The 20,394-nt window shown below is 39.1% G+C and carries 23 protein-coding genes; all 23 read right to left on the reverse strand.

From position 1 onward, the window contains the following. Positions 1–4 precede the first annotated feature (4 nt). The 23 genes from rnc to HMPREF3106_RS01895 all read right to left on the reverse strand — a co-directional run bounded on the left by rnc (position 5) and on the right by HMPREF3106_RS01895 (position 20,378). On the reverse strand, positions 5–715 hold the full coding sequence (gene rnc / locus HMPREF3106_RS01785; RefSeq protein WP_070444029.1) for a ribonuclease III: 711 nt from the start codon (positions 713–715) through the stop codon (positions 5–7). Positions 716–830: 115 nt separating this feature from the next. After that, positions 831–2,033, reverse strand: coding sequence for a GTPase HflX (hflX, locus tag HMPREF3106_RS01790; RefSeq protein WP_070444032.1), 1,203 nt, complete (start codon positions 2,031–2,033; stop codon positions 831–833). Position 2,034: 1 nt separating this feature from the next. Next, positions 2,035–2,976 carry a tRNA (adenosine(37)-N6)-dimethylallyltransferase MiaA gene (miaA, locus tag HMPREF3106_RS01795; protein ID WP_070444036.1) on the reverse strand — a complete coding sequence of 314 codons (942 nt, stop codon included), beginning with the start codon at positions 2,974–2,976 and terminating at the stop codon, positions 2,035–2,037. Continuing rightward, the gene (locus HMPREF3106_RS01800) at positions 2,966–3,694 is read right to left on the reverse strand and encodes a glycerophosphodiester phosphodiesterase (RefSeq protein WP_070444039.1); all 729 of its coding nucleotides are present in this window, start codon (positions 3,692–3,694) and stop codon (positions 2,966–2,968) included. Before HMPREF3106_RS01800 ends, miaA begins: the two co-directional genes overlap by 11 nt. Further along, entirely contained in the window at positions 3,691–5,412 is a 1,722-nt protein-coding gene (recN, locus tag HMPREF3106_RS01805) for a DNA repair protein RecN (protein WP_083281572.1), read from the reverse strand. The genes HMPREF3106_RS01800 and recN overlap by 4 nt, the downstream gene beginning before the upstream one ends. Before the next feature lie 3 nt (positions 5,413–5,415). Next, positions 5,416–6,231 carry a TlyA family RNA methyltransferase gene (locus HMPREF3106_RS01810; RefSeq protein WP_070444045.1) on the reverse strand — a complete coding sequence of 272 codons (816 nt, stop codon included), beginning with the start codon at positions 6,229–6,231 and terminating at the stop codon, positions 5,416–5,418. Positions 6,232–6,240: 9 nt separating this feature from the next. Further along, positions 6,241–7,119, reverse strand: coding sequence for a polyprenyl synthetase family protein (locus HMPREF3106_RS01815; protein WP_070444048.1), 879 nt, complete (start codon positions 7,117–7,119; stop codon positions 6,241–6,243). A gap of 4 nt (positions 7,120–7,123) precedes the next feature. Further along, complete coding sequence (gene xseB, locus HMPREF3106_RS01820; RefSeq protein ID WP_005605298.1) at positions 7,124–7,336, reverse strand: exodeoxyribonuclease VII small subunit; 213 nt, start codon at positions 7,334–7,336, stop codon at positions 7,124–7,126. Then, entirely contained in the window at positions 7,336–8,670 is a 1,335-nt protein-coding gene (xseA, locus tag HMPREF3106_RS01825) for an exodeoxyribonuclease VII large subunit (protein ID WP_070444051.1), read from the reverse strand. Before xseA ends, xseB begins: the two co-directional genes overlap by 1 nt. Before the next feature lie 3 nt (positions 8,671–8,673). After that, a complete protein-coding gene (gene folD / locus HMPREF3106_RS01830; RefSeq protein WP_070444054.1) occupies positions 8,674–9,522 on the reverse strand; it encodes a bifunctional methylenetetrahydrofolate dehydrogenase/methenyltetrahydrofolate cyclohydrolase FolD in 849 nt (282 codons plus the stop codon). 572 nt (positions 9,523–10,094) lie between these two features. Continuing rightward, on the reverse strand, positions 10,095–10,556 hold the full coding sequence (gene nusB, locus HMPREF3106_RS01835; RefSeq protein ID WP_070444057.1) for a transcription antitermination factor NusB: 462 nt from the start codon (positions 10,554–10,556) through the stop codon (positions 10,095–10,097). After that, on the reverse strand, positions 10,556–10,945 hold the full coding sequence (locus tag HMPREF3106_RS01840) for an Asp23/Gls24 family envelope stress response protein (protein WP_049554619.1): 390 nt from the start codon (positions 10,943–10,945) through the stop codon (positions 10,556–10,558). Before HMPREF3106_RS01840 ends, nusB begins: the two co-directional genes overlap by 1 nt. 100 nt (positions 10,946–11,045) lie before the next feature. After that, positions 11,046–12,107: a M24 family metallopeptidase gene (locus HMPREF3106_RS01845; protein ID WP_070444060.1), complete on the reverse strand. Its 1,062-nt coding sequence runs from the start codon at positions 12,105–12,107 to the stop codon at positions 11,046–11,048. Positions 12,108–12,193: 86 nt separating this feature from the next. Beyond that, positions 12,194–12,961, reverse strand: coding sequence for an acetyl-CoA carboxylase carboxyl transferase subunit alpha (accA, locus tag HMPREF3106_RS01850; RefSeq protein ID WP_070444063.1), 768 nt, complete (start codon positions 12,959–12,961; stop codon positions 12,194–12,196). Next, entirely contained in the window at positions 12,958–13,818 is an 861-nt protein-coding gene (accD, locus tag HMPREF3106_RS01855) for an acetyl-CoA carboxylase, carboxyltransferase subunit beta (RefSeq protein ID WP_005605287.1), read from the reverse strand. Before accD ends, accA begins: the two co-directional genes overlap by 4 nt. A 25-nt stretch (positions 13,819–13,843) precedes the next feature. Further along, positions 13,844–15,214 carry an acetyl-CoA carboxylase biotin carboxylase subunit gene (locus HMPREF3106_RS01860; RefSeq protein WP_070444066.1) on the reverse strand — a complete coding sequence of 457 codons (1,371 nt, stop codon included), beginning with the start codon at positions 15,212–15,214 and terminating at the stop codon, positions 13,844–13,846. Positions 15,215–15,218: 4 nt separating this feature from the next. Next, positions 15,219–15,650 (reverse strand): 3-hydroxyacyl-ACP dehydratase FabZ, encoded by a 432-nt coding sequence (fabZ, locus tag HMPREF3106_RS01865; protein ID WP_049554624.1) that lies wholly within the window; start codon positions 15,648–15,650, stop codon positions 15,219–15,221. A 24-nt stretch (positions 15,651–15,674) separates the two neighbouring features. Then, on the reverse strand, positions 15,675–16,142 hold the full coding sequence (accB, locus tag HMPREF3106_RS01870; RefSeq protein WP_070444069.1) for an acetyl-CoA carboxylase biotin carboxyl carrier protein: 468 nt from the start codon (positions 16,140–16,142) through the stop codon (positions 15,675–15,677). Positions 16,143–16,145: 3 nt separating this feature from the next. Continuing rightward, the gene (gene fabF, locus HMPREF3106_RS01875) at positions 16,146–17,381 is read right to left on the reverse strand and encodes a beta-ketoacyl-ACP synthase II (protein WP_049554626.1); all 1,236 of its coding nucleotides are present in this window, start codon (positions 17,379–17,381) and stop codon (positions 16,146–16,148) included. Positions 17,382–17,401: 20 nt separating this feature from the next. Further along, entirely contained in the window at positions 17,402–18,133 is a 732-nt protein-coding gene (gene fabG / locus HMPREF3106_RS01880; RefSeq protein ID WP_070444072.1) for a 3-oxoacyl-[acyl-carrier-protein] reductase, read from the reverse strand. 4 nt (positions 18,134–18,137) lie between these two features. Further along, complete coding sequence (gene fabD, locus HMPREF3106_RS01885; RefSeq protein ID WP_070444075.1) at positions 18,138–19,091, reverse strand: ACP S-malonyltransferase; 954 nt, start codon at positions 19,089–19,091, stop codon at positions 18,138–18,140. An 81-nt stretch (positions 19,092–19,172) separates the two neighbouring features. Beyond that, positions 19,173–20,126 carry an enoyl-[acyl-carrier-protein] reductase FabK gene (gene fabK / locus HMPREF3106_RS01890; protein WP_039848752.1) on the reverse strand — a complete coding sequence of 318 codons (954 nt, stop codon included), beginning with the start codon at positions 20,124–20,126 and terminating at the stop codon, positions 19,173–19,175. Positions 20,127–20,147: 21 nt separating this feature from the next. After that, positions 20,148–20,378 (reverse strand): acyl carrier protein, encoded by a 231-nt coding sequence (locus HMPREF3106_RS01895; RefSeq protein ID WP_049554630.1) that lies wholly within the window; start codon positions 20,376–20,378, stop codon positions 20,148–20,150. Positions 20,379–20,394 lie beyond the last annotated feature (16 nt).

Here is a 20,394-nt window from a genome sequence, read left to right on the forward strand (position 1 = left end):
CTTTCTATGAAAGTGAACTCTGTGTTAGTTCTTCCATAGTCAATTTTGCGGCCATTTGCTCGGCTGCTTTCTTCGTCTTGCCGCTCGCAGTCTTGTATTTTTTTCCATCCACAATTAATTGAACAGTAAATGTTTTATCGTGCGAAGGTCCTTCTTCTTTAACTAATTCATAACGGATGTGTACCGGACCATTTTGTTGCAAGTATTCTTGTAACTCTGTTTTGAAATCAGTAATTAGTTCATATCGTCCATTCTTAATTTTAGGAATAACGACTAGATTAAGAAAACGTTGAATCTCGTTCACTCCTTTATCAAGATATAGAGCGCCGATAAAGGCCTCGAACACGTCACATAAAATAGCTGGTTTCTCACGACCGCCACTCAGCGTTTCTCCTTTTCCAAGCAGCAAATACTCATTCAAAGAACATTCCTTCGCAAGTAACGATAAGCTATCCTCACAAACGATTTGAGCTCGTAGTTTCGTTAATTGCCCTTCTTGGAAGTGAGGAAATTGTCGAAAGAGCCAATCGGAAATCGTTAATTCTAAAACAGCATCTCCTAGAAACTCAATACGCTCGTTATAGATTCCCTTCATCTCTTTATGCTCATTAGTATACGAAGAGTGAGTCATCGCTTCCATGAGCAATGCCTCGTTGTTAAACGAAATATCGAACTTCTCTTTTAAAATTTTTGAGAGTGCTTTTATCTCTTTCATGATGGCCTCCTGAAAAAATCCTTATCTTTAACATTATACGAGTTTTAGGGATGGATTACAAATGTACTCCACAATAAAACGGCTTGATTTATAGGTTCAAGCCGCTTTTTGCATATTATTTACGATAGCCTTTGACACAATATTGATTCTTTTCTTCGACATAGTTTAATGATTCTACGAGGGTACGTTGTTGCAGTTGATTCAACTCCTTCGTCTCCGTCACTTCCAACCATTCTTCATAGTAAGTCATTTGCGCTTTGACTTGTTCTTTTAAAAATGCTTTTAATCGTTCCACATCTGCATCATTGACTGCAGAAATTTGAATCGATGGATAAAGGTTTGGTTGAAATTCTCCCTCAATCAAGTCTGTCTTATTGTAGACTGTTACCATCGGGATTTCTTGCATTTCTAAGTCATTTACTAAATCGATGACTGTTTTTTCATGTAATGAAAACTGTGTGTTTGACGCATCCACTACATGCACTAATAAATCGACATCCGCGCTTTCTTCAAGAGTTGATTCAAAAGCATGAATCAATGTCGTTGGCAGTTCTTGGATAAATCCTACCGTATCCGTTAAAGTCACTTCAAAATTCGGGAACAAGTCCACCTGTCTTGTTAGTGGATCAAGAGTCGCAAACAATTGATCCATTTGATAGGTTCCTGCCTGTGTTAATTGATTTAAAATCGTTGACTTCCCAGCATTCGTATATCCAATTAATCCAAGCTGGAATCCATTTGAACTCTTTCTCTTCTCCCGTGAACGTTCACGATGTTTCTTGATTTGTTCTAGCTGTTCTTCAATATCTTGAATTTGTTTACGAATATAACGTCTATCTGTTTCTAGGCGAGTTTCCCCTGGACCACGAGTACCGATTCCCCCACCTTGACGAGATAAACCTTCTCGTTGTCCTGAAAGACGAGGAAGCAAGTAGTTTAATTGCGCAAGCTGTACTTGAAGTTTCCCTTCTTTAGAACGAGCACGCATTGCAAAAATATCTAAAATCAATTGCACTCGGTCAATAATACGACAGTTAATCGATTCATTGAGATTTTTCACCATCGAACCAGTGAGCGATTGATAGAATACAACAAGATCCACTTCTAGTTCATCGACAAGATGGCTGATTTCTTCCTCTTTTCCTTTCCCAACAAGCGTACGTCCACTAATCGACTCACGTTTTTGTGTCACAGTAGCAACCACTTCACCCATCGCTGTATCGACTAACTGCACTAGCTCTTGGTTCGCATATGCGAAATCCTCATCAGTTTGCGTTGTTTGCACACTTACAATTAATACGCGTTCTCTTTGTTCCATTCTATCCCTCCTCTACAAAAGCTGTTAACTCTTCTAATAGTTCTTCTTTCTCTTTTGGATTCTCTAATAAATTCACCCAACGAATTTGTGGTAGTCGATTTCTAAACCAAGTTAATTGACGTTTGGCGTATCGTCTTGAGTTTTGTTGAATAGTTGAAATAATCGCCTCACGCGACTGCTCTCCTTCAAAATACGGAATCCATTCCTTATATCCAATTCCACTAATCGATTGGATATCTAGACCTTTTGATTTTTCATATAACTCTCTAGCCTCTTCTTCCAGACCAGCCTGAGACATCAGTTCTACACGCAAATTGATGCGCTCATATAGTAGTGCTCGGTCTGTATTTAAACCAATAATAAACGCATCATAGTGCGGCGTCTTTTGAATTTCTAGACTTGAAAACTTCTTACCGGTAGCATGAATCACTTCTAGCGCACGAATCACGCGTCTAGGATTATTTACAGAAATTTTAGAAGCCGCCTCAGGGTCTACTGTATTCAATTCATTCCAAAGAACCTCAGAACCCTTTTCTTCCAGTTCTTGTTCTTTTAATATACGATAGTCCGGATCATTCGAACCTTCGCCACTATAATGGAATCCATACAATAGACCTTCGATATAGAGTCCTGTACCACCGACGATAATCGGTAGTTTCCCACGACCCGTAATGTCTACTATAGCTGCTTCTGCCTTCTCTTTAAAGTCACTTGCTGTAAAAGGTTCATCCCACTCACAAATATCTAACAGGTGGTGTGGAACGCCTTCTTTTTCTTCCTCAGTAACTTTTGCAGTCCCAATATCAAGCCCCTTATAAACTTGAAGCGAATCTCCATTAATGATTTCCCCATTGAAGTGTTTTGCAAGCTCGATACTGAGAGCTGTTTTTCCTACCGCGGTTGGTCCCACGATAATGATAATTTTGGGTAGCTTATCGCTCATAATTCTCCTTTAATTGTAACGCCTTTTGCGGATAATCCGTAAAAATAGCTTCAATGTTTAGTTCAAAGCAACGGTTGATATCTGTATCTTCATTCACTGTCCATACACGTAAAGGCAACTGTTTCGTATTCCATTCAAGCGTCCAATCAAGTAACTTCAAATCAGGATGATACGATTCTTTTTCAAGCATGGCATCACCTTTATTCGCCCACTCAACTGACTCAAAGAGAAGTCCAATTTCTTGATCTGGCTTCATCTTTTTGAGCTCAACTAGTGTATATGGATTAAAGCTAGAATAGACAATTGCAAATGGCCAAGATTCGGTAACTTGGAGCGCGAGACATTTCTCAACAAGTCCTTCATATTGAATAATATCTGTTTTTAGCTCGATATTTAATTGTCCGGTAAAGTTCAATTCTTTTAATAAGTGAAGTACTTCGTCTAGCGTTGGAATCTTCTCACCTGCAAAGTCGTTCTTAAACCAACTTCCTGCATCCATTGCTTTAACTTCTGCTAACGTTAAGTTTCTGATTTCTCCAGTACCATTGGTTGTGCGGTCGACCGTTTCATCATGAATCACCACTAACTGTCCATCCTTTGTTAAATGGACATCAAGTTCAATCCCTTCACTTCCAACACGCACTGCTTCTCTAAAAGATGAGAGTGTGTTTTCTGGATGCGTTCCTTTACTCCCTCTATGTGCAAAGATTTTTGTCATTTGCGTTCACCTTCTGCTCGTGTATCATTTTCTTGCTTAATTGCGTTTGAAATTTGTAATAATTCTTTTGCATTTTCAAGTGTTAATGCGGTAATCGTTGTACCTGAAAGCATACGTGCGATTTCTTCGGTACGTTCTGTTTCGTTCATCACTTTTAGAATCGTATGCGTCCGCTCTCCCTCTTCAACTTTCTCAATATGAATATGCGTATCCGCCATACTTGCCACTTGTGGTAAATGCGTAATACTCAACACTTGTGCGTATTCTGAAATGTAGTGCATTTTCGAAGCAATCGCCTGCGCCACTCGTCCGCTGACACCTGTATCCACTTCGTCAAAAATAATTGTTCCAACAAGTTGTTCTTTCGTGAAGATGGATTTCATCGCTAAGGTAATACGAGATAACTCACCACCAGAGACAATCTTGCTAAGAGGTTTCAAGGGTTCCCCTTTATTCGTTGAAATGTAAAACTCAACGATGTCAATCCCTGTTTCCAGTAAGCTATCTGAAGTTTCAAATTGAATGGCAAATTGCGCATTCTCCATGTAGAGACCGTGCAATTCGCTCACAATATCTGCTTCTAAGCGTTTAGCCACTTCACGACGAATACTTGAAATCTTCTTGGCAATCTCAAAAGCTTCAAGAGTGGCCTGCTTCAACACTTTTTCAGTTTCAGCGATTAAAGCCTCTTTATTTTCAATCTTATTCAAAGCGTCTCTTGCTTTATCTTGGAAGGCCAGAATTTCTTCTGCATCATCCCCATATTTGCGTTTTAATTGATAGTAAACATCAAGACGCTCTTCAATAAAAGCAAGGCGTTCTTCATCAAATTCTGCATTTTCGATTTCATGACGAATCGCACTTGCAGCATCTTGCAGTTGATAGTAAGCCTCGCTCATTTGCGTAGAAAGGGTCTTAAAGCTTGTTGAAATTGACTCTAAGCTTTCCACTTCACGAGTAGCTTCTCCGATGGCATCAACGCTTGAATATTCTTCACCTTCAAGTGCACCTAAGGCTGTCTGAAGAGCCGTTTGGATCTTTTGGAAGTGAGTAAAGTATTCTTTTTCTTCGCTTAACTGCTCTTCTTCACCCACATAAATATTGGCTTCTTCGATTTCTTGAAGTTGGAATTTCAATAGATCGACGCGCTGTGCATCTTCTTTTTCTGCAGTCTGTAGGGCTCTTAGTTCTTGTTTAGCTGCTATGACTTTTGCATAAGCTTCATCGTACTCTACCAACAATGTGCCCATTTGATGGTGTGCGAATTCATCTAATAGCCCTAAGTGTTTTTCTTCGTTTAATAATAAGAAATGCTCATTTTGGCCATGAATATCGATTAAGTAAGGTCCGATTTGTTTGAGGAGCGCTACTGTAGCTAACTGTCCATTAATACGGCAGTTTGATTTTCCATTTTGCAATAATTCACGTTGAATCATTAATTCATCTTCAACGACTTCAACCCCGAATTCTTGCAGCTTTTCAACAACAGCTGGATCCTCAATTCGGAATACCCCTTGAATCAAGGATTTTTCTTCACCATAACGAATCATTTCAAGCGATGCACGTTCACCAATTAATAGGCCCACCGCATCAATAATAATCGATTTCCCAGCGCCCGTTTCCCCGGTTAAAACCGTCATCCCTTTTTCAAACGTACACTGAACTTCTTCGATAATGGCAAAATTCTTAATATAAATCTCTTGAATCAAGTTCGTCACCCTTTACTTTTTTAATCGTTGCGCTTCTTTAACCGTCTCACGCGCGAGTTCTTCAAATGAACGAACCTCATTTGGAGCCGTATTTCTTAAATGCGCTAAAAATTCAATATTTCCACTTCCACCAGTGATTGGTGAATACGTTACTTTTTCTACAGTAAATCCGATTTGTTCACTGAAGCTTAAAATATCCACTAATACATCTTCATGGACTTTTGGATCGCTGACAATTCCTTTTTTCCCAATGCGTTCACGACCTGCTTCGAATTGTGGTTTAATCAATACAAGCACGTCGCCGCCTTCTTTTAGAATTGGTTTTAATGGCGGTAAAATCAGTTTCAACGAGATAAACGACACGTCGATGGATGCTACATCCGGTTGTCCTTTTGTAAAATCATCTGGTGTAGCGAAACGAAAATTCATTCGCTCCATGACAACAACACGATCATCTTGGCGTAGTTTGTAATCTAATTGGTTATAGCCCACATCGAGTGCGTAACTTTGTTTTGCCCCGTTTTGTAAGGCCGCATCTGTAAATCCACCAGTAGATGCACCAATATCTAATAAAATCTTTCCATCGACACTGACATCGAATTCTTTTAAGGCTTTTTCTAATTTCAAGCCGCCACGAGAGACGTACTTTAAAGGTTCTCCTTTAATCATCAATGAACTCGTTACAGGAATTTTCTCCCCTGGTTTATCGTATCGATTATGATACACTGCATCCACAATCTGTCCTGCCATGACAAGACGTTTTGCTTTTTCTCTGGAATCCGTCAGTCCTTGTTGGACAACCAGAATATCCACACGTTCTTTTTCCATTTGTTACTCCTATATTTCTAAATACGTTAAAAACTCAATGAGAAGAGCCTTTATTTGTTCGTTCTCTAACGTATAATCTACTTCATCCAAAGCACTCTTACAAAAGGCGATTTCGGTTGATAGTGCTTCTTTGGCACCTTCTACACCCAAGAGACTCGGATATGTATTTTTACTTAGTTCTGAGTCCTTCCCTGTTTCTTTACCCGTTTGTTCACTTGTCCAGCATACATCTTGTAAGTCATTTTGAATTTGGAATGCTAGACCAAAGTGAGTTGCATAAGAGACAAAAGCTTCTTTCTGAGTTTCATCAGATAAAAAGAGATTCCCAAGACGAACAGCAGCTAATAACAATTCTCCTGTTTTCTCACGATGGATTTCTTTCATTTGTTCGAGAGTAATCGTCACTTCTTCACTAGCAATATCTTTCATTTGGCCAGAAATCATGCCGCTCATACCAGAAGCACTCGATAAAATCTTCACGGCTTCAACTAATTGACGAGCTTCCAAGTTGGCATTTGCAGCTACCTCAAATGCTAATGTCAGTAATGCATCGCCTGCTAAAATCGCAGTGGCTTCATCAAACGCCTTATGCACGGTTGGACGACCGCGACGCAAATCATCATCATCCATTCCTGGTAAGTCATCATGAATCAGAGAATACGTATGAATCATCTCTAGAGCACATGCTAAGTCTAATGCTGCTTCATTGCTCGCCGTTCCAGCAAAACCAACTGCAAGCGTTAAGAGAGGTCTAATGCGTTTCCCACCCGACTGTACCGCATAAAGCATAGCTTCTTTCAAGCGAGCTTCTGTTGGTCTTTCTTCAATAAGCTTTGTTAAGTGATTGGCTACGTCTTGTTGAAGTTGTTGAATAACAGCCTTCACCATAGGACTATGCCTCTTTTCCTTCTGCATTCACTGTAATCATCGCTCGAACGGTTTCTTCTGCTTTTGTTAATGTTTCATTACAAAATTGGCTAAGTTCCATTCCTTCTTTAAATTTATCTAATGCTTCATCAAGTGGAACATTTCCACTTTCTAATTGTCTTACGATTTGTTCTAATGCAGACATTGCTTCTTCAAATTTTAATGTTTTCTTCGCCATTATAAACTCTCCTTGTTCTTTTCATTAACGGTCGCATTTACAAGACCATCACTTAAACGAATCTCTATTTCTTCATTATTTTCAATTTGTTCTACCGAATTTACGATTGTTCCATTTTTAAACACAATACCGTATCCACGTGTCATGATTTTTAATGGGCTGAGTAAATCTAATTTCTCTACTAATTGTTGGAATCTGATTTGCTTATCCTGCAAGTAGTTTTGATTATTATCAAGTAATTGCTTATGCAACCATTCAAGTTTCTGCTTTTGTTGAATTAATAATTGTTCTGGCGATACTAATTGCAGACGGTGAGTAAATTGCATCGATTGTTGTTTTGCCAGATGAAGTCTTTGTTGCATCCCTTGCATCAACTTCAATCGCAATTGATCCACTTGCTGTGCATACACTTCATACATGCGTTCTGGTTTTACAAAAATACCAGACTTTTCTAGTTTACTTAATAACTCTTTACGAGTGTTCAATTGGTTGAGCATCGTTGTTTGCAAACGACCCGTTAAGTTTCCAAGTGTTAGATGAATATCATTGAGTACCGGCGTTGCGAGCTCTGCTGCGGCAGTCGGTGTAGCTGCACGTTGGTCAGCGGCAAAGTCTGTTAAAGTCGTATCTGTTTCATGCCCCACACTTGAAATGATTGGAAGAGCGAATGAAGCAACACGTCTTACAACCGGTTCTTCGTTAAAGGCCCATAAATCTTCGATGGAACCTCCACCACGACCAATGATAACCACATCTGCATCCGATTGTTCTACTAAGTCTAAATTTTTAAGAATACTTGGAACAGCGTGTACTCCTTGTACCACAGTTGGATATAACACGAGTTGTGCAATCGGAAAACGGCGAGCAACTGTTGTTTGAATATCTCGAATAACAGCACCTGTATCACTCGTTAAAATCGCAATCTTCTTTGGAAATACAGGAATTGGTTTCTTCGGTCCAGAAAAAACTCCTTCTTCAGTTAATTTTTTCTTCAACTGTTCATAGGCTTGATAAAGAGCCCCTACACCATCTGGTTCCATGTGCTCGATAATCATTTGGTATTTACCAGATTTTTCATAGACCGTAACACGACCAATCACAAGTACTTTCATTCCTTCTTCAGGCTGGAATTGAATTTTCTTATAAGCGCCTTGGAACATGGTCGCAGCGATAATGGCATTTTCATCCTTCAAGTTGAAATACTTATGCACACTATTTTTATTAAAGTTTGAAATTTCTCCCGTCAAATAAACACGGTCTAGGTGCGGATCACGGTCAAATTTAGTTTTAATATACTTCGTCAACGCGGTGACGGTTAAGTATTCTTGTTCCATGTCCTACTCCTTCTTACTTTTAGCATTTTTTACGGTTTGGGCTAGTAACATCGCAATGGTCATCGGACCAACTCCGCCAGGAACTGGTGTAATAGCACTTGTGAGTGGCGCCACTTCTTCAAAATCAACATCTCCGCAGAGTTTTCCAGCTTCATTACGGTTAATCCCAACATCAATCACAACGGCTCCTTCTTTTACGAAGTCTTTTGTAATAAGTCCTGCTTTCCCTACTGCACTAATGAGAATGTCAGCTCGTTTAGCAACTTTAGCTAAATCTTTTGTACGGCTATGACAAACCGTAACTGTTGCTCCATGATTCAATCCTAAAAGTGCCATTGGCCGTCCCACAATTGTACTTTGACCAATGATAACGATCTCTTTTCCAGCAAGGTCAATATTGTATTCTTTGAAGAATTCCATAATTCCTTGTGGAGTACATGGGACAATCGATTCATCTTTTTGAAGTAACTTTCCTAAGTTTACTGGGTGAAAACCGTCGACGTCTTTTTCAGGAACAATCGCTTCTAAGACCTCTTCTGTATCGATGTGTTTTGGCAAGGGCAATTGCACCAAAATACCGTGAACGCTATCATCAAGGTTCAGTGTATTCACGTATTCTAATAGTTCTTCTTGTGTTGTTTCTTCAGCGAGGCGAATCACATTTGAATGAATGCCTACTTCTGTTGCCGCACGTTCTTTGTTACGTACGTACACTTGACTAGCTGGGTCTTCTCCAACAAGAATGACCGTTAGTGAAGGAGTTACTCCACTCTTAGAAAGTTGTTGTACTTCCTGTTTTAGTCCTTCTCTTATTTTTCCAGCTAATGCTTTCCCATCTAGAATTTGCGTCATAGAAGTCTCCTTTTTCTTAAAATAATGTTGTTAAATTGATAAAAATAAAATATGTATAGTGAAATTAACAAATGCGTGAATTATCATATATGATAATTTTTTAGTGCATTCAATGGGGTGTGACATGACTTAGGCGCAGTGGTTTATTGACTTTCTTTTCATCACTCGTGATTCAAGAAAGTCTAATAAACTGTGCGAACGAAAGACTACGAAGCAGAATATGCTCGCACTGTGAGAATATTCTTTGCTTCTGTCTTTCTGCTTCACATCCTGTTTAGTTGAGTTCGGGCTCGTAGCTTTCGCGTTCCTTTCCGACAATTATCCGCACGTCCTTATCGGACGCTTGCGTTAATTTCGGTAAAGGGTCGAAAGCTGACCACTCGCCCTCGCATCCTGTTTTTAGTTGAGTTCGAAAAGGCATAGGCTCAAGCCTTTCGAGGTTAGTCCGCACGGTCTTCTTGACCGCTTACGGCCAACCTGCGAACCGTCATCGCCTATAAGCGCCTTTTCTCGCATCCTGTTTTAAAAAAGAGTCTGAAACGTTTGCTTCAGACTCTTCGTGTAGTAGAATCTTACCCATTTACAAAGTTTGATAAGATACCATTAATAAATTTCGCTGATTTTTCATCACTGTATGTTTTGGCAATTTCAATTGCTTCGTTTAACGCTACAGTTTGTGGAACTTCTAATTCTGGAGAAGTCATCTCAAAGATTGCAACTCGCATGATAATCAAGTCTAAACGTACAATACGATTTAATTTCCATCTCTTAGAGTGTTTTTCAATTAATCCATCAATCTTTTCGAGATTATTTTGTACTCCTCTTACTAATGCTATGCTGTAAGTAATTTCCGGAACTTCGTCTAATAAATCTTCTTCCGTAATTGCATCGCTAGAATAAGGTGAATCTTCTGAGCATTCCAACGCAAGACTGAGCGCATCCACAATGTGCATTTCAGGAGTCATATCTAATTGATATAATGCTTGAATTGCCAATACACGTAGTGCTCGTCTTTTTAATGGTTTTCGACTCACTATTCATCCCCCAATTCAAATAATTCAGTTTCTTCTTGCTTAACCGGTAAAATATCATGAACATGAACATTTACTTGTGAAATAACAAGTTCACAACTGAATAGCAATTGTTCTTTAATTTTGTTTTGTAATAATAATGCTGTTTTAGGAATTGAAACCCCATAGTCTACGTTTCCGTAAATATCAATCACAAAGGCTCCATTTTCCTCTGTTAAGTATGCCCCTTTAGATAATTCTTTCCCACCAAAAATGGTATTTAAAAAGCCAGGAACAGGATAAAATCCTTTTACTTGTGCAGCTACAATCCCTGCAATACTTTCAATTACTTCAGGTGCAATTTCAATTGCTCCTAGTTCTTTATCTTTAGAATATTTCTTCATTTGTTCCATTTTGTAACCTCCTTTTTTACTAGAAAATTACTCTTTAAAAGATTTTCTCAGTCTTATTTAGTTTACCATGAAACAGGTATTCTAACAACTACGGTCCATTTTAAAGGATGATTAACTCACGAGGAACTTGTTGAATGACTTCAGCACCTGTTTCATTAATAATAATGTCATCTTCAATACGAACACCACCCACACCTGGAAGATAAATTCCTGGTTCATTTGTAATCACATTTCCTGGTACAAATGCTTGTGTTGCAATACGAGAAACATTTGGTGCTTCATGGATTTCAAGACCGATACCATGTCCTGTTGAGTGAGTGAAGTATTCTCCATATCCACGACTAGCGATATAATCACGAGCGATTTTATCTAATTCTACGCCTGTTTTTCCAGGGCCTGCTGCTTGGCTCACTTTTAATTGAGCTTGCAAGACAACATCGTGAATTTCTTTTAATTGGTCGATAGGTTCACCTACTGCAATCGTTCTAGTCATATCTGACACATAACCATTGTAGTAGCAACCAAAGTCTAGTGTTACTAAGTCTCCAGTTTCAATCACTTTCGCACTCGCAACTCCGTGAGGCATTGAAGAACGAACTCCACTTGCAACGATTGTATCAAATGAAACTCCTGTCGCACCTAATCCACGCATATAGAAATCTAATTCATTAGCCACTTGGATTTCAGTCACACCTGGTTTGATGAAGTCTAAAATATGTAAAAATGCAGCGTCTGAAATACGGCAAGCTTCACGAATCGTTTGGATTTCTCCAGCATCTTTCACTTCACGAATTTTTTCGACAATGTTTTGTGTTGGAATTAATGCTGTATCAAATGCATCTTCAAAAATCTCTAATTGAGAAACTGTAACATGATCTGCTTCAAATCCTACAAATTTTAAATCATTTTCGCGAATGATTTTTTCAAACGCCGGAACCCAACCTGTTTTGTGTTCAATCACATGAAATCCTTGTGCTTGCTGTTGTGCTTGTTGTGTATAACGAGCATCTGTTACAAAATAAGCATCTGTCAATGTGATTAATGCAAATCCAGTTGTTCCAGTAAAGTTGGCTAAATAACGTAAATTGTATGGACTATAAACAATGAATCCATCAATTTCTTGTTCTTTCATGGAATTTCTTACTTTTTCTAAACGTGTCATAAACAATCCCTCCAATGAAAATGGTAACTTTAGTATAACAAAAAAGAGCCTAACAACAAAGTCAGGCTCCTTGATTTTACTCATTTTTAATACTGATTAAATCGTTCTAATCGACGAGATACAATCTCCTCTTTCGATTTTTTCATCCAAAAATCTAATTGCACTTTTAATTCCTCACGTAATTCTGATGCAATTTGTTCATTGGATTTTTTCTTCTCAAAAATCACTCGGTCAACAATTTTTTGATCTAATAAATCATGACAAGTAAATTTCATGAGTTCAGCAGCTTGGGCAGCTTTCGATCCATCTTTCCACAAAATAGATGCAAATCCTTCAGGAGAAAGAATAGAATACATCGCGTACTCCATCATCCAAACTTCATTAGCAACTGCCAACCCTAAGGCTCCACCACTACCACCTTCACCACAGAGAATGGCAATAATAGGAACTTTGAGATGACTCATAATACGAAGATTATCCGCGATAGCTTCTCCGATTCCACGTTCTTCTGCAGTAGCCCCACAAAAAGCACCCGCTGTATTAATAAAGGTAACAATTGGACGATTAAACTTCTCCGCTTGCTTCATCAATCGTGCACTTTTTCGGTATCCTTCTGGATGCACTTGGCCAAAATTCGTTTTGAGATTTTCTTGAAGAGTATGCCCTTTTTCCATCCCAATAACGGTAACAGGAGTTCCATTTAAGGTAGCAATCCCACCTACTAAAGCTTTATCATCTGCATAATAACGATCTCCATGTAATTCAATGAAATCGTCAAATACAGCTGTAATCCATTCTTTTGTCGTTGGACGATTCACGTCACGCGCCAACGAAACAATTTTCATCGGTTTCATGCATTTGACTCCTTTCTATGAAGTACAAGAAGTTTATGAATTGTTTTTTTCATCTCTTTACGATGAATCACTGCATCAATAAAACCTTGCTCTAGAACGGTTTCCGCTGTTTGGAAATCATCAGGAAGTTGTTGATTCATTGTTTGTTCAATAACTCGCTTCCCTGCAAATCCTACGATGGCTTTAGGTTCAGCAAGAATAATATCCCCTTGCATCGCAAAACTAGCTGTTACCCCACCTGTAGTTGGATCTGTTAATACGGTTAAATAAAATAATCCAGCTTGATGATGTTCTTCAACCGCTCCAGAAATTTTAGCCATTTGCATCAGAGAAAAAATCCCTTCTTGCATTCTAGCTCCTCCAGAAGCAGTAAAAATAACTACTGGCAATTGGCGTTTGATTCCTTCCTGAAAAGCCTTGGTGATTTTTTCACCAACAACTTGTCCCATTGAACCCATCATAAAAAATGAATTCATGACACAGCAAATGAAGGTCTCTTCCCCAATGGTAGCAATCCCAACAGTAACAGCTTCATTTTCTTTAGCAACCTTTGCTGCTTTTTCTAATTTCGCTTCGTACCCTGGAAATGCCACATCCACTTTTGGTTTTTCATCTTCAAAAAGCTCTTCGAATTTGTCGACCGTAATGGCTAAACGTTCTGAAGCACTAATTCGAAAATGCGCATCACAATTTGGACAAACTTTTAGTGCCCCTAAATCTTCTTTGTAGACGGTCTTACCACAACCAGGACATTTAATCCATTTTCCATCTGGTACAGTAGGTAACTCAGACTGCTCAGACAAGTCTACTTTTATACGATTGATGGTGATATACGATCGTCTTTTAAACAGACCCATCTAATCACTCCTTTACTAAATCATTCTAATTCTCTTTAGGCTGATTCCAATGTTTCAAAAATTCCGATTCAACATAAGCAGTTGTATAATCGCCGCGTTTGAATGCTGAAGAATCTAATAAATCTTCCACAAATTCCTGGTTGGTATCTACACCTTCTACTACTAATTCAAATAACATGCGTTTCATTCTTAAAATCGCTTCTTCACGTGTCTTTCCATGTGCAATCAACTTCGTTAACATCGAATCATAGAAAGGTGGAATCTGATAACCAGTATATAGAGCAGATTCAATACGAACGCCCATTCCACCAACAGGTTGATGAAGGAACGTTACTTTCCCTGGAGAAGGACGGAATCCTTCAAACGGATTTTCAGCATTTAGACGACACTCAATGGCATGTCCTGAAAAAGAGATATCCTCTTGGGTAAACGGAAGCTCTTCTCCAGCAGCAATTTTGATTTGCTGTTGGACTAAATCCACATTCGTAATCATTTCTGTAATAGGATGTTCCACTTGAATTCGGGTATTCATTTCCATGAAATAGAAGTGTTTGTCCTCATCTACAAGAAACTCGATGGTCCCTGCATTTTGATACCCTACTGCTTTAGCGGCTCGAACAGCTGCCTCTCCCATATCTCTTCTAAGTTGAGAAGAAAGAGAAGGACTTGGGGCTTCTTCAATGATTTTTTGATTTTTTCTTTGAAGTGAGCAATCACGCTCGCCAAGATGGACCACATTTCCATGTTGATCCGCTAAGATTTGTATTTCAATATGTTTTGCAGGATAAATGATTCTTTCCATGTACACATCTGCATTTCCAAAGGCTTGTAAGGCTTCTTGTCGAGCTGTGACAAATTGATGTTCAAATTCTTCCACAGACTCCACACGACGGATTCCTTTTCCTCCGCCACCTGCGACAGCTTTGATTAACAGAGGGAATCCAATTCGCTTAGCCAGTTCAATCCCTTCTTCTACAGTTGGCACTACATCATCGCTTCCTGGAATAACTGGTACATTTGCTGCAATCATCTGTTTACGTGCTTCTGCTTTATCTCCCATTTGAGAAATAACTTCACTAGAAGGTCCGATGAAAGTTATTTGACATTCTGCACACATTTTAGCAAATTTCGCATTTTCAGATAAAAATCCAAATCCTGGATGGATTGCTTGTGCGCCAGTAGTCACAGCCGCACTTAAAATATTTTCTACGTTTAAGTAAGAATCTTTTGAAGCAGCTGGGCCAATACAGACAGCGTGGTCCGCTAATTGTACATGAAGAGCATCTTTATCCGCTTGGGAATAGACTGCTACCGATTCAATTCCTAACTCACGACAAGCTCGAATAATACGGCAAGCAATCTCTCCACGGTTTGCGATTAGTACTCTATTAAACATAGGCTTAACGTCCAATAATAAAGGTTAATTCAGCTTCTGCGACTTTCTTACCATCAACATAAGCAACGCCTTTACCGATTCCTGCATATTCTTTTAATTTAACGATATCCACTTGAAGTGTTAACACATCTCCTGGAGTTACTTTTTGACGGAATTTAACATTGTTTAATCCGCCTAAGTAAGCTGTTTTTCCTTTAAAAGAATCTAATTTCAATAATGGAATTGATCCAGCTTGTGCTAATGCTTCAACGATTAACACACCAGGCATTACAGGTTCACCAGGGAAATGTCCTTGGAAGAAGCTTTCGTTAAATGTCACGTTCTTGCGTGCCACTACGTGTTCACCTGGTACTAATTCATCAACACGGTCAATATATAAAATTGGGTAACGGTTAGGAATTAACTCAGCTACGTCAGTTACAGTCATAATATTCATCTTTATTTCCTCCTAAAATTGGGTTTAGCGAATCGCAAATAATTTTTGTCCGAAATCAACCATTTGGCCGTTTTCTACAAGGACTTCCACCACTTCACCGTTGAAGTCGCTCTTAATTTCATTCATGATTTTCATTGCTTCGACAATACATACCGTGTCGTTTGAAGTAATTTGTTTACCCACTTGTACAAATGGATCTGCATCCGGTGAAGATTGTAAGTAAACCACCCCAACGATTGGGCTTGTAATGTATTTTGCATCTGTTGCGACTTGTGGTGCTTCCTGAGTTTCAGCAGAAGAAGAGACACTCACTGGTGCAGCTTCCACTGGACTAGCCACATTTGCAACGGGTGCAACAGCATTAGAAACGACTTGAGGGTATTCCTCACGTTTACTAAATTGCACTTCGAACTCTTCATTTGATAAATGAAACTCCGTCATGTTTGATTCATTGAACAAAGCCATAAGTTCTTTAATTTCTTCTACGTTCATGTATTAATCCTTCCATTTCTTCACACAGATAACGGCATTATGTCCTCCGAAACCAAGTGAATTACTGATCGCTACTTCTACTTTCGTTGCAACACCAACATTTGGAGTTACATCCAAATCACAAGCTTCATCTTGCTCTGTAACATTAATCGTTGGTGGAATAAAATCTTCCTCAACTGCCTTCACACAAGCAATTGCTTCAATTGCTCCTGCAGCTCCTAATAAGTGACCAGTCATTGATTTTGTACTAGACACATGAACCTTATCCGCTGCTTCTTTTAATGCATAACGAATTGAAGTTGTTTCAGCAGAATCGTTTGCTGGAGTACCTGTTCCGTGAGCATTCACATAGTCTACTTCGCTTGGAGCTACTCCTGCTTCTTCGATAGCTTGTAGAATTGCTTTACCAGCACCACTTCCGTCAGGATTTGGAGCAGTCATATGATAAGCATCTCCGGTAGCACCATATCCAACGACTTCTGCATAAATTTTAGCACCGCGTTTTTGTGCGTGTTCTAGGCTTTCAAGAACAAGAACCCCTGCTCCTTCTCCCATTACGAATCCGCCACGCTTTTTGTCAAATGGTAATGAAGCTGCATTTGGATCTTCGCTGCTTGAAAGAGCCGTTAAAGCCGCAAAACCTGCAATTCCGATTTCACAAATAGAACCTTCTGCACCACCGGCTAAAATCACATCAGAGTATCCATGTTTAATGTTACGGAATGCTTCCCCGATGGCATGAGTTCCTGTTGCACAAGCAGTTACTAATGACGTACATACACCACGTGCACCAATTTTCATTGAGATATTTCCTGCGACCATATTACCGATAGCCATTGGAACAAATAATGGAGCTACACGAGTCGGACCTTTATCATGCATTTTAATGATTTGGCTTTCCATTACGGTTAACCCACCGATACCAGAACCCACCATAACACCAAAACGATCGTAGTCTGTATTTTCTGGAGTAATCCCGCTGTCTTCTACCGCTTGCATTGCTGCTGCAAGTCCGTATTGACAGAATAAATCCATTCGTTTTGCTTCTTTACGATCCATGTATTTTGTAGCATCGAAGTCTTTCACTTCAGCAGCCACATAAACATCTAAGTCTTTTTTATCAAATTTTGTAATTGGAGCAATTCCGTTCTTACCTTCTTTAAGGCCTTCCCAGAAGCTTGCTACATCATTTCCTAAAGGAGTGATGGCTCCCATTCCTGTAATTACTACTCGATTCATTGTTTTCCTCCTTTAAGAGATTACATGTATAATCCGCCGTTAACGTTTAACACTTGTCCTGTAACGTATTTTGTTTCCGCTAAGAACACACATGCTTCAGCAATGTCTTCTACTGTACCAAAACGACGTACTGGGATTTGTTTTTCCCACTCATTACGAATCTTTTCAGGTAATGCTTGTGTCATATCTGTATCGATGTATCCAGGAGCAATAGCATTTACTGTAATCCCACGAGAACCAATTTCTTTAGCAACAGATTTTGTTAAACCAATGATTCCAGCTTTACTTGCAGCATAGTTTGCTTGACCTGCATTTCCAGTAACCCCAACGATACTTGTAATGTTAATAATGCTTCCTGATTTTTGTTTTACGAAAACTGGAGTCGCAAAACGAATCATATTGAAGTATCCTTTTAAGTTAATATTCATTACATCGTCAAAATCAGATTCACTCATTCGCATTAATAATCCATCACGAGTAATTCCAGCGTTATTGACTAACACATCGATACGTCCAAAACGCTCTTTTACTTCGTTAATAAAGTTTTCAGCTACGTCGAATTTCGAAACGTCTCCAACAAACGTCATTACTTCACCAGGATAAACATCAAATTGTGCAAGTGTTTCTGCATCAATTTCACGAGTACCGTTTAAAACAACATTAGCACCAAGTTTGGCAAATTCTAATGCGATTCCAAGACCAATCCCGCGACGGCTCCCTGTTACAACAACTGTTTTATCTTTAAATTTCATTTCGTTATCCTTTCAGTTCCTTTACTTTTTCAATGGTTTCTGACATTGCTTTAAGGCTATCTGTTTGGAATAATTGAACAGAAGTACCTTTTGCTTTAGCAATTTGTTTCACCATTTGCGTCAATGTTTTTCCAGGACCTACTTCAATAAAGACATCCACGCCGTCTTGAAGCATCCACTCTACATTTTGTTTCCATTTTACGGCATTCGTAATTTGATCACAGAGAACGTCTTTTGAAGGTACGCCTTCATGTGGAGTGCCTAACGTATTGCTTAATACTGGGCATTTACTTTCGTGTAACTCTGCCACTTCCATCTCAGGAGCAAAGCGAACTTTCGCTTCTTTCATTAATGGTGTATGGAAAGGACCAGATACTACTAGTGGCACAGCTCTTTTAGCGCCAGCTTCTAAGCATTTTTCGCTTGCTGCGTCTACTGCTTCTGCATGACCACCAATGACTAATTGTCCTGGTGTGTTGTAGTTTGAAGGAACTACGAGAGCTTCTGGAGTAGAAACTTCACGACAAATGTCTTCGATAACATTGTCTTCAAGACCTAAAACGGCCACCATTTTCCCTTCGCCTTCTACAACCGCTTCTTGCATATATTGACCGCGTTTGGCGACTAAATTTAGAGCTTCCTTGAAGTCAAGGACTCCTGCTTCCACAAGCGCTGAATATTCACCTAGAGACAATCCAGCAGCCACATCTGGTGTGATGGCTTCTTGTTCTAATACACTTGCTAACGCATGAGAAACCGTTAATAACAACGGTTGCGTATATTCTGTTTGATTGATTCGTGTGGCAGGTTCTTCCAAAAGAATGTCCGTCACACTGTATGGCAGAACGTTACTTGCTTCTTCAAAAACAGCTTTAGCCACCTCGAAGTGCTCAGCAATTTCTAAGCCCATTTGTGGTTTTTGACTTCCTTGACCTGGAAATAAAAATGCGATTTTCATGAGTTTCCTCCTATTGCGCTGTAAAAAAATGGTGGAAATATGCTAAATAAGCATATTTCACCATTCCCTTTTTTCATTTAATTAAAAACGTGCAAGTTCTTTCTGGATGACTTCATGAGATTCGGCCATCAATTCTTGAATAATCTCTGAACAGCTTTGTTCTTTTGAGATTAAACCAGCAATTTGTCCAGCCATCATTGATCCCATTTGAGTATCTCCTTCCACTACGATTCTACGTAAAGCACCACGTCCAATTTCTTCTAAACGTTCAAAATCAGGATTTTCTTTACTAGTTTCCTCTTTTTCTGCTTGAAGATAAATCTTCGTTAATTTATTACGTAGAACTCGAACTGGGTGACCTGTAATTTGTCCAGTAATAACAGTATCGATATCTTTTGCCTTTAAAACAGAAGCTTTAAAGTTGTCATGTGCAGTACACTCAGTAGAGACCAAAAATCTTGTTCCTAGTTGAACCGCATCGGCACCTAACATTAAAGCAGCTGCCATTCCGCGACCATCTCCGATACCACCTGCACCAATCACTGGTACACTCACTGCATCTACTACTTGAGGTAATAGAGCCATAGTTGTGGACTTACCAATGTGTCCACCGGCTTCCATTCCTTCTACTACAATAGCGTCTGCTCCTTCTTTTTCCATTCTTTTTGCTAAAGCAACCGAAGCGACAACTGGAATAACTGTGATACCAGCTTCTTTAAACTTCGCCATATATTTGCCAGGACTACCAGCACCAGTACAAACCACTTTAACGCCAGCCTGACAGACAACATCCACTACTTCATCAACAAATGGACTTAATAGCATAATATTTACACCATAAGGTTTATCTGTTAAACGATTCATTTCTTCAATAAATCCTTTAACGACTTCGCCAGGAGCATGTCCGCATGCAACGATTCCTAGACCGCCAGCATTAGACACAGCACTTGCAAGCGCAGGATTTGCAACCCATGCCATTCCTCCTTGGATAATCGGATATTCAATTCCAATCATTTCGCAGATTCTTGATTTCATGTGTTACCATCCTTTTTTTGATTATTTTTCAGCTAATTGTTTATCAACGTAGTTCACTAAGTCTTGAACTGTTTCTAGACCTTCTTCAGTATCGATTTTCACATCGAATTCATCTTCGATATCGTTGATGATTTGGAATAAATCTAAGCTATCTGCGTCTAATTCATCTTTAAGACGAGTAGTTAATTGTACTTCTTCTTCCTCTTTACCTAATTGATCTACGATAATTGCTTGAATTTTTTCAAATGTCATTGTGTTTTCCTCCAAT

The sequence above is a fragment of the Granulicatella sp. HMSC31F03 genome (assembly GCF_001807725.1).
Taxonomy (GTDB): Bacteria; Bacillota; Bacilli; order Lactobacillales; family Aerococcaceae; genus Granulicatella; species Granulicatella adiacens.

Bases quoted from the DNA above. Each gene is read 5' to 3' on its own strand.
- xseA (WP_070444051.1), bottom strand. From the start codon at position 8,670: ATGGAACAAGAATACTTAACCGTCACCGCGTTGACGAAGTATATTAAA.
- accB (WP_070444069.1), bottom strand. From the start codon at position 16,142: ATGAACGTAGAAGAAATTAAAGAACTTATGGCTTTGTTCAATGAATCA.
- fabZ (WP_049554624.1), bottom strand. From the start codon at position 15,650: ATGAATATTATGACTGTAACTGACGTAGCTGAGTTAATTCCTAACCGT.
- rnc (WP_070444029.1), bottom strand. From the start codon at position 715: ATGAAAGAGATAAAAGCACTCTCAAAAATTTTAAAAGAGAAGTTCGAT.
- HMPREF3106_RS01860 (WP_070444066.1), bottom strand. From the start codon at position 15,214: ATGTTTAATAGAGTACTAATCGCAAACCGTGGAGAGATTGCTTGCCGT.
- HMPREF3106_RS01895 (WP_049554630.1), bottom strand. From the start codon at position 20,378: ATGACATTTGAAAAAATTCAAGCAATTATCGTAGATCAATTAGGTAAA.
- hflX (WP_070444032.1), bottom strand. From the start codon at position 2,033: ATGGAACAAAGAGAACGCGTATTAATTGTAAGTGTGCAAACAACGCAA.
- fabD (WP_070444075.1), bottom strand. From the start codon at position 19,091: ATGAAAATCGCATTTTTATTTCCAGGTCAAGGAAGTCAAAAACCACAA.
- accD (WP_005605287.1), bottom strand. From the start codon at position 13,818: ATGGGTCTGTTTAAAAGACGATCGTATATCACCATCAATCGTATAAAA.
- accA (WP_070444063.1), bottom strand. From the start codon at position 12,961: ATGAAACCGATGAAAATTGTTTCGTTGGCGCGTGACGTGAATCGTCCA.
- miaA (WP_070444036.1), bottom strand. From the start codon at position 2,976: ATGAGCGATAAGCTACCCAAAATTATCATTATCGTGGGACCAACCGCG.
- fabG (WP_070444072.1), bottom strand. From the start codon at position 18,133: ATGAAATTTAAAGATAAAACAGTTGTTGTAACAGGGAGCCGTCGCGGG.
- HMPREF3106_RS01810 (WP_070444045.1), bottom strand. From the start codon at position 6,231: ATGGAAAAAGAACGTGTGGATATTCTGGTTGTCCAACAAGGACTGACG.
- HMPREF3106_RS01840 (WP_049554619.1), bottom strand. From the start codon at position 10,945: ATGGAACAAATGAAGAAATATTCTAAAGATAAAGAACTAGGAGCAATT.
- HMPREF3106_RS01845 (WP_070444060.1), bottom strand. From the start codon at position 12,107: ATGACACGTTTAGAAAAAGTAAGAAATTCCATGAAAGAACAAGAAATT.
- HMPREF3106_RS01800 (WP_070444039.1), bottom strand. From the start codon at position 3,694: ATGACAAAAATCTTTGCACATAGAGGGAGTAAAGGAACGCATCCAGAA.
- folD (WP_070444054.1), bottom strand. From the start codon at position 9,522: ATGACGCAAATTCTAGATGGGAAAGCATTAGCTGGAAAAATAAGAGAA.
- HMPREF3106_RS01815 (WP_070444048.1), bottom strand. From the start codon at position 7,119: ATGGTGAAGGCTGTTATTCAACAACTTCAACAAGACGTAGCCAATCAC.
- fabF (WP_049554626.1), bottom strand. From the start codon at position 17,381: ATGAATCGAGTAGTAATTACAGGAATGGGAGCCATCACTCCTTTAGGA.
- xseB (WP_005605298.1), bottom strand. From the start codon at position 7,336: ATGGCGAAGAAAACATTAAAATTTGAAGAAGCAATGTCTGCATTAGAA.
- fabK (WP_039848752.1), bottom strand. From the start codon at position 20,126: ATGAAATCAAGAATCTGCGAAATGATTGGAATTGAATATCCGATTATC.